Raw genomic sequence first — 14,852 nt, 5'->3', positions numbered from 1 at the left:
ACCACCCCCCCCCCTCCCACCCCCCCGGTCGACCCACCACCGGGGGGGAGAACGGGGTGGGGGGAACCAGGACCTCCGCCCCACCAACAACCAGGGGGGGGGGGGGGGGGGGGGGTTTCCCCCCCCCCCCCCGCCCGCTTTTCCGCCGGCGCCCGGGCGGCCTGCGTCAGTACGTCGGCACCGTGTTGAACGGCGGCGCCTCGCCCGCATCCCCGATCAGGTCCCAGAAGTGGTCCACCAGCCGGCGCAGATACGCCGAGCGCTCGGCCGCGACCTCCTTGAGCCGGGAGTCGTCGTTGCGCGCCACCACATGCCCCATGTAGCGCTCGGAGAACTCCGCGAACTCCCCGTGCATCGTGCGCAGTGCGTCGCTCACCCGCGTCTTGTTCAATGTGGTGATCTTGGTGACCGGGCCGACATGTGACTTCCAGCGCCCGTCGATGGCCGCCCGCAGATGCCCGGACAGCTCCTCCTCGTGGCCCATCACCCCGATCAGCTTCCGCAGCGACAGCCCCAGCGCCTCCACCAGCGCCTTGGTCTGCCGGTAGTCGCCGCTCCACTGCCGTGCCGACTCGGCCGCCCAGTACAGCGCCGGGTCCATGCCGATCAGCTGCGCGAGCCGTTCCACGCTCATCTGGCGGGCCATCCGGTGCTCCGCCAGGGTCCGCGGCTCGACCCCCATCAGCGTCGTCGGCGGGCACCACAGCACATCGGCCAGGACGAACAGCTGCGCCTCGGTCGGCAACTGGGATCCGTACTCCCAGGCCTCGACCAGCTCGGGGTGGACCGGCGTGCCGCATGCCGTCATGGACTGGGCGACCTGAGCCGTACTCAGGCCCACCCGAGCCCGCGCGGATCTGGCCTCGGCGGGGGAGAAGGGAGTGCTGTACACGTACGGGACACCTCGCTGCACCCGGCGAACGAGGGGTGCTTGGGGGGAGAGGGCATGGAGGAACATCCAGGAGCGGGCAGATTAACAGATGGTCGATAGGTACGAATCCACAGTTGCCCTTCGACTCGAAGGCGGGGAGGGGCGGGCGGATGAGCCGGCGGGGGATGTGCGCTCTCTGTCCGATTTCGCGACGCAACTGGCTTACTGGGTATAGCCGAAGCCCTGGTGCTTACCGGGCGGTAGCGATGCGTTGAGACCGTGCGGACGGCGGGACGTAATCAGAGCGTTACGCAGAAGCAGGAGTGGTGTCACAGTTCGCGTCGAGGCTGAAGTTGTCGACGGGCACCGCCGCGCGGAGCTCGTCGACGGCACACCCGACATCCGGTCCTCCCCCCACGATCCGATCAGGATGGGACCCCACATATGCGATCAGTGCTGGAACGCGCCCATGCGTTCCGAGGCTTGGAGCCTGCCTTAGCAGCCGTGCGCCCGCGCGCCCGCGTCCGTCCCGACGGGAGACGGACCCGAAGGGCGACCGCGATCCATGTAGCTGTCATGTGTCTGACAGCCGGCTAAGAGGTCCGGACCGCTGCCGCCGACGCGGCGCGGCCCGGGCCCGCTTTCGCATGCCTCCTTGCACGAAAGGACAACCCCAGGTGCTCACTTCGCACCGCACCACCTCCCAGGGCTCCCCCACGGCCCTGCTCGACGCCGCGGACCCCACCGCTCCCACCACCCCTGCCGACGGCTCCCGCGGCGGCGGGCATGTGCTGGTGGTCGGCGCTCCCGGACCCCGCCTGGAGCGCCTCACCCGGACCCTGCGCGCCACCGGCCACGAGGTCAGCCACGCCCCGCCCGGCGAGGTCGACCGGCGGATGGGGCAGGCGCACCCGGACGCCATCGTGGCCCTCGACGACCGGGGCGCACCCGGCGCCCACGACGACAGCGGTCTCGACGTGATTCGCGAGGTCCGCACCGTCCCCGCCGGCCGGGCGCTGCCGCTGCTCATGGTCACCGCCGGCCCGGAGCCCGCCGGGGTGGCGGACCTGCTGCGCCACGGCGCCGACGACTGCGTTCCGGAAGCCTCCGACCCGGACGAACTGGCCGCCCGTATCGAGGCCAAGCTCCGCCGCGTCCCCGTACCGGTCGAGAACCTGCCGCGGGACCCGCGCACCGGCCTGTACTCCCACGCGCATTTCCTGGACGAGCTCAACCGTGAACTGCGGCGCCCCGAGGCCGCCCGCAACGGCGGGGTGCTCGCCGTGGTCGGCGTGGCCGAGATGGCCGCCCTGGAGGCCCGGCTCGGACCGCGAATACGCCGCGAGGTCGCCGAACGCCTGGCGGGCGTCGCGGAGCGGCTCGGCAGCTTCTGCGACCGGCTCGGCTGGGACGACGACGGCCAGCTGCTGATGCTGCTGCCCGGAGTCGACGAGGAGACGGCCCGCCGCGGGCTGGAGAAGTTCGCCGTGACCGTGGGCGGCACCCCGTTCATCGTCGCGGACGAGAACGTCCGGCTCACCCCGGCGATCGGCTGGCTGCCGCTGGCCGGCTGCGCGGACGGCGGCCGGGCCGCGGGCCAGGCCCGGGACGCGGTACAAGAGGCGCTTCGCCACCGGGATCTGCGCCCCGTGCGGTACGCGCCCTGGATGCGCGGCACCCCGCACCGCCACCGGCGCCCGTCGCTCAGCGCACTGGTCCGGCCCGCGCTCTCGGCGCTCTCCCCGGTCCTGGCCCTGCTGCTCGGCGTCGCGGTGCCGTTCGTGCTCTACCTGCAGACGTACGCCCTGGGCTGGGACCTCGGCTCCGCCATGTACTGGTTGGTGGTGGCCGGACTGGTGCTGTCCGCGCTGCTGATCGTCCTGGAGTGCCTCTTCTCCCTCGACGCGGCCGCCCGGCCCGCGTCACCCGGCGCGCCCTACCCGCCGGCCAGCGCCGTCATCGCCGCGTATCTGCCCAACGAGGCCGCGACCATCGTCGAGACCGTCGAGTCGTTCCTCCGCCTCGACTACCCCGGCGAGCTGGAGATCCTGCTGGCGTACAACACGCCGCATCCGCTGCCCGTCGAGGACACCCTCCGCGAGATCGCGGCCCGCGACCCGCGGCTGGTGCTGCTGCCGGTCGCGGGCAGTACCTCCAAGGCGCAGAACATCAATGCCGCGGTCACCCGGGTCCGCGGTGAGTTCGTCGGCATCTTCGACGCCGACCACCACCCGGCCCGGACCGCGTTCCGGGACGCCTGGCACTGGCTGTCCAACGGCCATGACGTCGTCCAGGGGCACTGCGTGATCCGCAACGGCGAGAGCTCCCGGATCGCCGAGCTGGTGGCGGTGGAGTTCGAGGCGATCTACGCGGTCAGCCACCCGGGCCGCACCCGGCTGTACGGCTTCGGCGTGTTCGGCGGCTCGAACGGATTCTGGCGTACGGATCTGCTCGCCCGGATCCGGATGCACGGCTCGATGCTGACCGAGGACATCGACTCGACCCTGCGCGCCCTCGGCGAGGGCGCCCGGTTCGCCGTCGACCGCACCCTCATCTCCCGCGAACTGGCGCCCACCACCCTGAAGGCGCTGTGGAACCAGCGCTCCCGCTGGGCACAGGGCTGGCTCCAGGTCTCGCTCCGGCATCTGTGGCGCAGCCTGCGCTCCACGGCCTTCACCGGCCGTCAAAAGCTGGGCCTGTGCGTCCTGCTGGGCTGGCGCGAGGTGCAGCCGTGGCTGACACTGCAGATCCTGCCCATCCTGCTGTACTCGGCCTGGAAGGCCGGCGGGCTGCACCGGCTCGACTGGGCGGTGCCGGTGTGCGTACTGGCGGTGCTGTTCACCATGGCGGCCGGACCGGTGCAGGCACTCTTCGCCTGGCGGCTCGCCGTGCCCGAACTCCGCGCCCGCACCCGGTGGTTCTGGTCCTACCTCCTCGTCTCGACCTTCTTCTACAGCCACTTCAAGAACATGGTGGCCCGGCAGGCGCATCTGAAGGAGGCGCTGGGGGACCGGCAGTGGCGGGTCACCCCGCGGGCCGCCGGCGCGAAGGCAGTGGCCCGCCGATGAGCCGTACGGACACCGCTCCGGCCCGCGGCCGGGCCAGCGCCATCGATGGCTTCCGCGGGCTCGCCGCGCTCAGCACCGTCGCCTTCCACGTCTGGCAGCAGTACTTCCGCTACGACGCACAGGGCAGCCACCCGCCGGTCGACAACCCGGTCCTCGGCGCCGCCTTCTCCCTCGAAGTCATCGACCTGTTCTTCGTGCTGTCGGCGTATCTGCTGACGCTGTCGTACGCCCGGGCCGCCCTCGACGGGGGTTCGACCCGGCCGGCCCGGGTGTTCCTCTTCCGCCGGGCGATCCGGATCCTGCCGCTGTACTTCCTGGCGGTGCTGGTCGTCTGGGCGACCCGCAACCCGACCCTGCCGGGCAACTGGCGGGACCTGGTCGAGCACCTCACCTTCACCCATGTCTTCGACCAGCAGCGGATCTTCTACACCCTGGGACCCACCTGGTCGCTGTCGCTGGAGGTGCTCTTCTACCTCGTCCTGGTGGCGCTCGGGCCGCTGGCGGTCCGTGCCTGCCGTCCGCTGCGCCGGCGCCGTAGCAGGGTGGCGGTGTGCGCGGCGGGGTGTCTGTTCCTGTACGCCGCGCCGCTCGCCTGGATCGCCGCCGCGCACTACCGGTTCGGGGTGCCGCACACCGACTGGGTGGTGTACTTCGGCCCGCAGGCCCGCTTCGGCGGCTTCGCGGCCGGGATGGGGCTGGCCGTACTGACGGCCGCCCTCGGTGACCGGGGCCGTCTCGGACCGCGCACCGCACTGCCGTTGGCCGCGCTCGCGCTGGCCGGACTGTTCGCGCTCTCCCTGGACTCCGGCCCGGAGAACTTCACCTTCACCTTCTACCACCCGATCGCCTCGCTCCTGTGGGTGGTGCTGCTCTTCAGCACCCTCCACGTACGTCAACAGACCTTCTGGCACGGCCTGTTGACGGCCCGCTGGCTGACCGCCGCCGGACTCGTCAGCTACAGCCTCTTCATCTGGCACGAGCCGGTCATGCTCCAGCTCCACAACGCCGGCCTGCTGCCCACCGGGCAGTCGGGCTTCCTGCCGGCCCTGCTCACCGTGTTCCTGGTGGCGGTGCCCGTGGCGGCGGCGAGTTACTGGCTCATCGAATATCCGGCAAGCCTGCTCGGCCGGCTCAAGGACCACCGCGGCCGACCGCGGGAGTTCTATCCGGAACCGGCCACCCGCTGACGGCGGCCGGCGACCCCGTCCCCTTCGCCGGAGATCAGCGCCCCGCGCGCCGCTCTCCGGCGAAGATCCGGTCGAGGTGGTAGTCCAGCGTGCGGCGCACCTCGTCCAGCGTGCGGCGCCGGTGGAGCACATCGCTGCCCAGCCCCACCGCGCCGGAGACCAGCAGACTCCCGCCTCAGAAAGCGGAGTTGCTGAACCAGCGGGTCAGCAGCGCCTCATCGCCCACGGTCTCGATGGCGTCCGTGCCGCGGTCCAGGCGCCCGTACAGGAGCAGCAGCAGATCCGCCGCGGTGCCCTGGACACCGGCGTCGGCGGGGGTGGCTGCCGGGTCCCCGGTCCCCGGCTCGGCCGCGAAGCCGTCAGGCCGCAGCCGGACCAGCCAGTCGCCGGCCGTGTCGGTGCAGCGGAAGCGGAGGGTCTCGCCCTCGCCGCGCAGCCGGGCCACATGGGGCGCGAAGAACGTGGCGTGGGGCAGGTTCGTCAGGAACTCGTCCACGCCGTCCGTCGCGAGCGCGGGGTCGATCACCGGCCGGCGGCCGAGCGCGCGCTCCGCGTCCGTGCGGTGCACCAGCGTCTCGAAGAGCATCCGCCGCATCCAGAACCGGGCATGCTGATCGGCGCCCCAGGCCCACATCGGGGCGTCCGGGTCGGTGCCGGCGAAGGCGTCCGCCGCCTCCGCCGCACTCGCCGACAGCCAGTCGGCCCAGCCGTCCTCCGCCGACGGGAGACGCAGCTCCACCTCCCGGCTGCGCGGTGGTTCCTGGACCAGCCGGCGCAGCAGGACGGAGAACATGCGCTGCACGCTCCCGGTGTGCTTGACCAGGTCGCGGAGCGTCCAATCCGGGCAGCCGGGCACCGGGGCCGACAGGTCCGCGCCGGCCAGCGCCGCCACGAATGCGGCGGTCTCGGTCGCGACGGCGGCGCGGTGTTCGGCGGGACCGACGGCCCGGCCCGCGGGGTGAGAGGTGTGCATGGCCGGTGGTTCCCGATCTCTCCGGCCCGGCGACCGGAACGGCCGGGCATCTGTGCGCAGCCTGCCACAGCCGGCGGGCGGCGGAGCCGGGGCCCGGCCCGCGTCGCCGGGCGCCGGACGGGGCGTCAGCCCACGTGGACCCGGGGCCGCCGGGCCGGGGCGGGCTCGGCGCGGCGCAGCACCTCCCGGGTGACCGGCGCGACCTCGCCGTCGCCGAAGACCAGGAAGCGCAGCAGATGGCTGAGCGGATGGCCCTCGGTCCAGTTGAAGTAGACGTGCGGCACCTGGCCGGTGTGCTCGCGCAGCTGCATCAGGACGGCGGCGATGGTGTTCGCCACGCCGGCGCCCTCCACCCGCAATATCTGTGCCCCGTACCGCTCCTCGCCCTGGACGTGCAGGTCCGTGGTGAAGTCCGAGGAGTCCCGGACGGTGACCTCCAGGAACAACACCGGCCGCCCGTCGGGGATATGGGTCTCCTCCCGCTGGCTGTACTCCTTCTCCCGGTACTCCGCCTCGTCCCGCTCATCGGGCTCGTTGGCGATGACCCGCAGCGGCCCGGCCGCCAGCGCGGCGTCGATCAGCCGCTGCGCGGTCCCGTCGAAGTCGACCTCTACGGCGCGCAGTTCGAAGGCCCGGTGCACCCGTGAGGCGAACGAGGTGAGCAGGATGCCCAGGATGAACAGCAGGGCGATCTTCAGTCCGTCCGGCCGTTCGATGACATTGGTGATCAGGGTGTAGCCGAAGACGACGGTGATGGCGCCGAAGCCGACGGCGGCCGCCCGGTGGCGGCGGTGGCGGGCGGCGACGGTGGAGGCGAAGGACGCCGAGAGCATCAGCACCAGCACACCGGTCGCATACGCACCGCTCTGCTCATCGACGCTGGCGTTGAACAGGACGGTGATGCCGAAGGCGATGGCCACGAAGATCAGCACCAGCGGGCGCACCGCCCGCGCCCACTCCGGGGCCATGCCGTAGCGCGGCAGATAGCGCGGGACGAGGTTGAGCAGTCCCGCCATCGCCGAGGCACCGGCGAACCAGAGAATGGCGATGGTGGAGAGGTCGTAGACGGTGCCGAAGGCCTCGCCGAGGTACTGGTGCGCCAGGTAGGCCAGCGCCCGCCCGTTGGCCGAGCCGCCGGCCTCGAACTCGTGCTGCGGGATGAGCAGCGTGGTGGCCAGGCTCGACAGCAGCAGGAAGCCGCTCATGACCAGTGCCGCGGTGGTCAGCAGCCGGCGGGTGCCGCGGATCCGGCCGGCCGGGTGTGCCGCGGTGTCCGCGGCATCACCCTGGACCTGCGGCATGACCGCGACGCCCGTCTCGAAGCCGGACATGCCCAGCGCCAGCTTGGGGAAGACCAGCAGCGCCACCCCGACGATCGCCAGCGGCGAGGAGTGCCCGGCGGTCATCGCGCCCCACCAGTCACCGACCACCACCGGATGCGACAGCACCTGCCAGGCCGAGGCGGCCAGCACGACGACGTTCAGCACCAGGTAGGCCCCGACGAGACCGACGGCTATCCCGATCGCCTCGCGGAAGCCCTTGAGGAACACCGCGCCCAGGGCGGCCAGCAGCACCAGGGTGATCCACAGGTTCGCGCCGTGCAGCATCGACGGGGCGAACGGGTTCTCCACGACATGCGCCGAGGCGTCCGCGGCGGACAGCGTCATGGTGATGACGAAGTCCGTGGCGGCGAACCCCAACAGCACCAGCACCAGCAGCTTCCCCGCCCACCAGGGCAGCAGCCGCTCCAGCATGGCGATCGAACCCTCGCCGTTCGGGCTCTCCTTGGCGACCCGGCGGTACACCGGCAGCGCGCCGAACAGCGTCAGCGCGATCAGCACGAGCGTGGCGAACGGTGACAGCAGCCCGGCCGCCAGCGCGGCGATCCCCGGCTGGTAGCCCAGGGTCGAGAAGTAGTCGACACCGGTCAGGCACATGACCCGCCACCAGGAGTGCCCCTTGTGCTCGGCCGGCGGGGTGCCGTGCGGCCCGGGGTGGCGGGCGGCCCGGCTGCTCAGTCCGTCCAGAAGCCAGCCACGCCACCGTCGGCGGGCGGGGGCGGCGGGAGGCGTCGGGTCCGCCTGGACACTGGTCATGCGGGTACGTCCTGCCGATCATCGGTCGTCGGTTCGGGCAACGAGGAGCGAGTATGCATCACCGCGGGAGCGGCGCCCCGCCCCACCCCGCGTCCGGCGACATCGGCCGGTTCACCCCTGGCGTCAAGACGGTGTCAGAAAGCGTCCATCGCCCGTACGCAGCACGTTAAGAACCGCGCCACGGTGCTCCCTTCCCGCCCCCGGGGCGCAATCTGGCGGCAAGGGCCCACCGCGGAACCAGGGACCAGACCACTCCGGTCCGCCGCACGGGGCCGCAGCAGGAGGTGCTCCCATGACCACCCTTCATCGCCCGGCGCCCCCGCTCCGCCCGTACCGCCCCCGGGCCACCCGGTTCCCTCAGTTCCGGCCGCAGGCACCGTGGCCGGCCCACCGGGTGCCACCGGACCGCACCCTCGCCCGTGACCTCGCGCTACCGCTCGGCGCCGTCGGGGCGGCGCTGCTGGTGACCGCCCTGCTGCTGACCGGCGAGACCGCCCACACCTCCGCCGTGCTGATGCTCTTCGCCCTGCTGACGCTGGCCGTGGCACTCCGCACCCGCCCGGCGCTGGCCCCCGTCGCGGCCCTGGTCTCCTGGATGTTCTACGACGGCTTCGTCCTCCACCAGCACTCCGAACTGGCCTTCCACACCCCGGACCGGACGAGCCTGCTCATCCTCCTCCTCACCGCCGCCGTGGGCGCGGGCTGCGCGGCCGGCATACGGGGCGTGCGGCGGAGCGGGGTTGGCTGACGGCCCGGCAGGTCGTCGGGGTCGTACGGGGCGCGGGCCGGGGGAGGTTCAGCCCCGGCACCAGCACCTGTGGCGCCGGGAGAAGGCCGCGCGGCGGGATCGGCGGGCCGCGGCCCGGCGTCGGCGGCTCGCCGCGCCCAGGAATCCGAGGCCGATGCCCAGCATCCAGACGTCCTTGGCCAGGGGGATGCCGTTCTGGGTCGGCCGCAGGCTCCCCGGCTTCCGCATGCCGGGAGTCCGCAGGTAGAGCCCGACCAGTCCGCCGGAGAAGCCGGTCAGTGCGAGTCCGGCCAGCCGGGTGGGGACGAACGGTGCCAGCAGCGCACCACTGACCGCGAGTTCGGAGCATGCCAGCAGCCGGGTGAATTGCTCGGCGGGGATCTTGTCCAGGAACGGATAGGCCACCCGTGCCATACCGTGCACGCCCTCGGCGGTCGCCGCGTCGGCCCGCAGCAACGTCAGCCCGGAATCCAGGATGAACGCACCGACGGCCAGCCGCGGAGCCAGATCACGCGCTTCGGGCAACTGCACCATGGGAGCCTCCAAGATCAGTCGTCGGCCCCCTCAACGAGCTTAGCCAGGGGGTAGGGCGGCTGCATCCGGCAGCGGCAGCGGCAGCGGTGGGGGAGGGGCGAGGGGGAGGGTGGAGGGCGAAGGGGCCTTACGCGGTGGCATCCGGCGATCCGCGGCCTCCTGGGATCCCCGCCCCAGGGCCCCGCCCCAGGCCCCCGCCCCCTCACAGCGCCGGTACGTCGTCCCACTGGTCGAGGACGTCCTCGGTCGAGTCGGGGCCGGGCTCCGGGTGGCCGCCGTCGAGGGACTGTTCGGTCCAGATGACCTTGCCGCCCGGGGTGTAGCGGGTGCCCCAGCGGTGCGCGAACTGGGCGACGAGGAAGAGCCCGCGGCCGCCCTCGTCGGTGGTCGCGGCGCGGCGCAGATGCGGGGAGGCGCTGGTGCCGTCGGAGACCTCGCAGATCAGGGCGCGGTCGTACAGCAGCCGGACCCGGATCGGCTGGGCGCCGTAGCGGATGGCGTTGGTGATCAGTTCGCTGAGGATCAGCTCGGTGGTGAAGTCGATCGCCGCCAGGCCCCAGGACTCCAGCATGCGCAGACAGTCCGCCCGTACGGGGGCGACGGCCGCCGGGTCGGAGGGCACCTCCCATTCGGCGACCCGTGTGGGGTCCAGCAACCGGGTGCGGGCCACCAGGAGGGCGATGTCATCGCTGGGGTGGGCGGGCAGCATCGCGTCGAGGACCGCCGTACAGGTCTCCTCGGGGGTGCGGTCCGCCCCGGTCGCCAGGGCCGTACGGAGCAGCTCCAGGCCGGTGGCGATGTCGCGGTCGCGGTTCTCGACCAGCCCGTCGGTGTAGAGCACCAGCCGCGAGCCCTCGCTCAGCGTCAGCTCCGTGGTCTCCACCGGCACGCTGCTGCCCAGGCCCAGGGGCGGGGAGACGGGCACCTCGGGGAACGAGACGTCGCCACCGGGGCGGATCACGGCCGGGCCCGGGTGTCCCGCGGTGGCCAGGGTGACCCGGCCGGTGACCGGGTCGTAGATGGCGTACAGACAGGTCGCGCCGGTGATGCCGGTGCGCCCCAGGTGCGCCGGTACGCCGTCGGGGTCGCCCTCCCCGCCGCCGGGCCATGTCCCCGCCCCCGCGCCGTCGAGGCCACCGTTGCCGCCGGCCCTGGCCCCGGCCCCGGTCCCGGTGACAGCCCCCGCCCCGGTGCCAGTGCCTGTTCCGGTCCCGAGGCCGGCCGCCCGTGCCTCGTCCGTGTCGATGTGCGTGACCAGTTCGTCCAGGTGGTTCAGCAGCTCGTCGGGCGGCAGGTCGAGGGCGGAGAAATTGTGGACCGCGGTCCGGAGGCGGCCCATGGTGGCGGCGGCGTGCAGACCGTGTCCGACGACATCGCCGACGACCAGCGCGACGCGGGCGCCGGGCAGCGGGATGACATCGAACCAGTCACCGCCGACCCCGGCGTGCGCGGGCAGATAGCGGTGGGCGACCTCGAGAGCGGACTGTTCGGGCAGGGTCTGCGGCAGCAGGCTGCGCTGGAGGGTGACGGCCGTGGTGTGCTCGCGGGTGTAGCGGCGGGCGTTGTCGACCGCGACCGCGGCCCGTGCGGTCAGCTCGTCGGCGAAGGCCAGATCCTCCGCCTCGAAGGCTTCGGACGCGCCGGACCGCCAGTAATTCGCCAGCCCCAGCACCACGCCGCGCGCCTGAAGCGGTGTGGTGATCAGCGAGCGGATACCGGCGTCCAGGACCCGCTGGGTGCCGTCCGGATCCTGCTGCCGCCAGGCGTCCGAGGTGCGCAGATCGCCGACGAGAACCGGCCGGCCGCTCGCCAGAGCCGTCGCCATCGGCGTACCGGGCACATAACGGAGCACCTCGCCGACCCGGTAGATCGCCGATTCCTCGGCGACCCCCTTGACCGCCATCCGCTGGAGCTCGGCGCTCGCCCCGGCCGTCGGTTCATCGCCGCGCAGCACGGGCTCCAGCAGCTCGACGGTGACCACATCGGCGAACCGGGGCACCGCGACCCCGGCCAGCTCCTCGGCGGTCCGCCCCACGTCCAGCGTGGTACCGATCCGCAGCCCCGCGTCGTAGATCAGCTTCAGCCGCTCCTGGGCCACGCCCGCCCGGCCGGCCAGCACCCGCAGCTCGCTGGTGTCCCGCAGGGTCACCACGGTCCCGGCGGGCCGGCCGCGCGGGGCGGTCGGCCGGACGTTCACCGCGAGCAGCCGGTCGCCCGCCAGCAGCACCTCGTCGGTCGCCGCCCGCCCCGAGGCGAGCAGCGCGCTGAGCTGCGGTTCCAGTCCGAGGTCCGCGACCGGGCGCCGTTCCGCGTCCGCGGGCAGTTCGAGCAGCCGCCGGGCCTCGTCGTTGGCCAGCCGCAGCCGTCCGTCGCCGCCGATGATCAGCACGCCCTCCCGTACGGCGTGCAGCACCGCGGCATGGTGGTCGTACCTCCGCCGCACCTCGGCCGCACGCACCCCGCCCGTCTGCCGCCGCAGCCGCCAGCCCACCAGGGCCGCCCCGCCGGCCACCAGCAGCAGGACCCCGGCGGCGGAGCCGAGCAGCACCGGAAACTGATCCTCCCCCTGGGCGTCCGTCCGCTCCGGGGGTGCCTGGGCGTCCGTCCGCTCCGGGGCCGCCGCTTCCCGCGGCTGGTGGGGGTGGGTGGCGCGTACGGCGGTGTCCGGCGCCCGGCCGGAGGTCTGGGCCCCGACGGCCGTGAGCTGACGGTCCTCCCGGGCGCTCGCGTCGGGGGCCTGGAAGGCGAGCGCCAGGACGGCCACGACCCCCAGCAGCACCGCGCGGGCAAGCTGCCGTACGGAGACCGGGCCCGCGGCGCGATGACTGTTCAGCGGCGAGCGCGGGCGCGTTCCCGGGGAGCGTGGTGACGCCGGCGAATCGTCACCTTCTCGCCCGAAAATTTCCGTCATGACCCATATTTAGCATTGTGCTCCACCGTGAGGTGCTCGGCCGGGTGGCGCCCGGTGAGCGGCCGGGGGCCCGTGGCGCTGCCGCGGCCTCCTGGATACGCGCTATTGAGCACCGCTCAGCGGCTCTCCGGCCACTTCGGAGACGCCCCGCCACCGCGCCGCCCCGCCGGCCCCGTCACCGCGCCGCCCCGCCACCCCGCCGCCGCGCCGCTCGCCCCCGCCGTTCTCGCCCGTCCTGCCCATCCCGCTCATCCCGCCCGTCCCGCTCGTCCACGCCGATTGTCAGTGGTCCGTGCGAGGCTGAGGAGCATGGGAATGACACCGGACGGGCGGCTCGTTCCGCCCCCGCACGCTGATGAACGCGCCATGCTGGAGAGCTGGTTGGAGTTTCACCGTGCCACGCTCCCGCTGAAGTGCGTGGGGCTGGACGACGAGCAGGTCCGCCTGGCCTCGGTGGCCCCGTCCACCATGACGCTGCTGGGCCTGGTCCAGCATCTGGCGGAGGTCGAACGGAACTGGTTCCAGCGGGTGTTCGCCGGCCAGGACATACCGCCGGTGTACGAGGCGGAGAAGGGTGACGGGTTCACCCTCGTGCCCGACCGCGGGATCGATGAGGCGCTGGCCGACTGGCGCGCGGAGGTCGCCCGGAGCCGTGAGCTGATCGCCACCGCCGCACTCGACGACTCCGGCAGGCTGTCGGAGCGGGAGGCCGGTTTCGTCGGGGACCAGCGGGTTTCGCTGCGCTGGATCCTGGTCCACATGATCGAGGAGTACGCCCGCCACAACGGGCATGCGGATCTGCTCCGGGAGCGCATCGACGGCGTCACGGGCGCCTGAGGCAGGAGGGTTTCAGGGGGAAGGCCCGCCGAGCGATGGCTGCCACGGCCGCCCGGTCGCACCGTCCGGGCGGGCGGCCGTGGCCCGTGGGCCGCTGCGCTCCCGTGGCGCACCGCTGGAAACCGGGCCGGAAAATGGTTGGCGCCGCCGACCGGCGCCGGTCTACAGTCGCCGCGTTCGAGCGGACGGCCGGAGGCTGTCCTCGTGGCCTGTTGAGAGACGCGGAGGTGAGTGCTGATGACTGTCGTTGCGCAGGGTGCTGCCCGCATCCAGAAGATCATCAACTTCCTCCCTGTGGTCTCCGGCTGACTCGACCTCACTTCTTCGCGCGCGCATGGCGTGCGCACAGCCGGGACCGCTCCTTCTCGAAGGGCCATCCCGTTGTTCGACCTCGATTTCTCCGCTGCGCACCCGCTGGCCGCCTATGGCTGGGACGACGGTTTCGCGCGGAGCTTCACCCCCTTTGCCGGGCAGGGGCTCGTGCCCGGCCGTATCGTCCGCGTGGACCGCGGGCGGGTGGACGCCGTCGTGGCGGACGGCGACGGCATCCGTACCGTTCTGGCCGACACCGCGCTGGTGGCGACCGGGGACCCGATGCGGGTGCCGTGCACCGGCGACTGGGCCGTGCTCGACTTGGAGAACGGCCGCAGCGGCGATCATGTCGACGGTGTCGTACGGGCGTTGCTGCCGCGCCGGACGGCGTTCGTGCGCTCGGCCTCGTCGAAACGGTCCGAGGGCCAGGTGCTGGCCACCAACATCGACCACATCGTCATCTGTGTCTCGCTCGCGGACCAGTTGGACCTCGGGCGGATCGAGCGGTTCCTCGCGCTGGCGATGTCCGGCGCGGGCGATGCGGCGCCGCTGCACGACTCCGCGGTGGCCACCGAGGGCGGCCCGCAGCCGGTGGTCGTGCTGACCAAGGCGGACCTGGCCGGGGACCCGGCCGGTCTGGCGCATCTCGTCGAGGACGCCGAGGCCGCGGCGCCCGGGGTGCAGGTGCTGGCGGTCAGCTCGGAGACCGGCGACGGAATCGATGTGCTCGCCGCCGTGCTCGCGGGCGGTACGTCCGTACTCCTCGGGCAGTCCGGTGCGGGCAAGTCCACGCTGGCCAACGTTCTCATCGGGGAGCGCCTGCAACGGGTGCAGGCCATCCGTGACCGGGACGGCAAGGGCCGGCACACCACGACCACCCGGGACCTGCGGCCGCTGCCCGGCGGCGGGGTGCTGATCGACACCCCCGGGCTGCGCGGCGTCGGGATGTGGGACGCCGGGTCCGGGCTCGCCCGGGCGTTCTCGGAGGTCGAGGCGCTGGCCGAGGAGTGCCGCTTCCACGACTGCGCCCACCGGTCGGAGCCGGGCTGCGCCGTGCAAGAGGCCGTCGAATCCGGGGAGTTGTCCGCCCGCCGGCTGGAGAGCTATTGGAAGCTACAGCGCGAGAACCAGCGCATCGTGGCGAAGACGGACGCCCGGCTGCGCGCCGAGATCCGCCGCGACTGGAAGCAGAAGCAGGCCCTGGGCCGGCATCTGATGGAGCGGAAGCGGGGTCCGCAGCGGTGAGATGAGGGTGGGGAGGGCCGTCCGGGCCGCCCTCCCCACCCCGAAACGCCATGTCCGATTTCCGCCAGCC

Annotated in this window: 10 protein-coding genes; 5 read left to right on the top strand and 5 right to left on the bottom strand. The window is 72.9% G+C overall.

What is annotated here, in order from left to right; translation table 11 throughout:
- Window positions 1–166: 166 nt before the first annotated feature.
- Window positions 167–892, bottom strand: coding sequence for a transcriptional regulator (locus tag ACZ4XD_RS15175; protein ID WP_468042220.1), 726 nt, complete (start codon window positions 890–892; stop codon window positions 167–169).
- Between the two features lie 656 nt (window positions 893–1,548).
- Between ACZ4XD_RS15175 and ACZ4XD_RS15170 the strand changes: the two genes are divergently transcribed.
- Both ACZ4XD_RS15170 and ACZ4XD_RS15165 read left to right on the top strand, forming a co-directional pair.
- Window positions 1,549–3,939 (top strand): glycosyltransferase, encoded by a 2,391-nt coding sequence (locus tag ACZ4XD_RS15170; RefSeq protein WP_468042218.1) that lies wholly within the window; start codon window positions 1,549–1,551, stop codon window positions 3,937–3,939.
- Complete coding sequence (locus ACZ4XD_RS15165; protein WP_468042216.1) at window positions 3,936–5,126, top strand: acyltransferase family protein; 1,191 nt, start codon at window positions 3,936–3,938, stop codon at window positions 5,124–5,126. The genes ACZ4XD_RS15170 and ACZ4XD_RS15165 overlap by 4 nt, the downstream gene beginning before the upstream one ends.
- Window positions 5,127–5,301: 175 nt before the next feature.
- Here ACZ4XD_RS15165 and ACZ4XD_RS15160 read toward each other — a convergent pair whose 3' ends face one another.
- Window positions 5,302–6,099, bottom strand: a complete 798-nt coding sequence (locus tag ACZ4XD_RS15160; RefSeq protein ID WP_468042214.1) for a maleylpyruvate isomerase family mycothiol-dependent enzyme — start codon at window positions 6,097–6,099, stop codon at window positions 5,302–5,304.
- Between the two features lie 125 nt (window positions 6,100–6,224).
- Window positions 6,225–8,195: an APC family permease gene (locus tag ACZ4XD_RS15155; RefSeq protein WP_468042212.1), complete on the bottom strand. Its 1,971-nt coding sequence runs from the start codon at window positions 8,193–8,195 to the stop codon at window positions 6,225–6,227.
- A gap of 292 nt (window positions 8,196–8,487) precedes the next feature.
- Between ACZ4XD_RS15155 and ACZ4XD_RS15150 the strand changes: the two genes are divergently transcribed.
- Entirely contained in the window at window positions 8,488–8,943 is a 456-nt protein-coding gene (locus tag ACZ4XD_RS15150; RefSeq protein WP_468042210.1) for a DUF4118 domain-containing protein, read from the top strand.
- A 48-nt stretch (window positions 8,944–8,991) separates the two neighbouring features.
- Here the strand turns inward: ACZ4XD_RS15150 and ACZ4XD_RS15145 are convergent, their stop codons facing one another.
- Both ACZ4XD_RS15145 and ACZ4XD_RS15140 read right to left on the bottom strand, forming a co-directional pair.
- Complete coding sequence (locus ACZ4XD_RS15145) at window positions 8,992–9,477, bottom strand: hypothetical protein (RefSeq protein ID WP_468042208.1); 486 nt, start codon at window positions 9,475–9,477, stop codon at window positions 8,992–8,994.
- Between the two features lie 202 nt (window positions 9,478–9,679).
- Complete coding sequence (locus tag ACZ4XD_RS15140; RefSeq protein ID WP_468042206.1) at window positions 9,680–12,388, bottom strand: SpoIIE family protein phosphatase; 2,709 nt, start codon at window positions 12,386–12,388, stop codon at window positions 9,680–9,682.
- A gap of 309 nt (window positions 12,389–12,697) precedes the next feature.
- On the opposite strand from ACZ4XD_RS15140, the gene ACZ4XD_RS15135 reads away from it, so the two are divergent.
- Window positions 12,698–13,225 carry a DinB family protein gene (locus tag ACZ4XD_RS15135; protein ID WP_468042204.1) on the top strand — a complete coding sequence of 176 codons (528 nt, stop codon included), beginning with the start codon at window positions 12,698–12,700 and terminating at the stop codon, window positions 13,223–13,225.
- 381 nt (window positions 13,226–13,606) lie between these two features.
- Window positions 13,607–14,782, top strand: coding sequence for a ribosome small subunit-dependent GTPase A (gene rsgA / locus ACZ4XD_RS15130; protein ID WP_468042202.1), 1,176 nt, complete (start codon window positions 13,607–13,609; stop codon window positions 14,780–14,782).
- Window positions 14,783–14,852: the final 70 nt, after the last annotated feature.

It is taken from the genome of Streptomyces sp. NPDC029466 (assembly GCF_055574515.1).
This window is presented reverse-complemented; position numbering and strand designations above follow the sequence as displayed.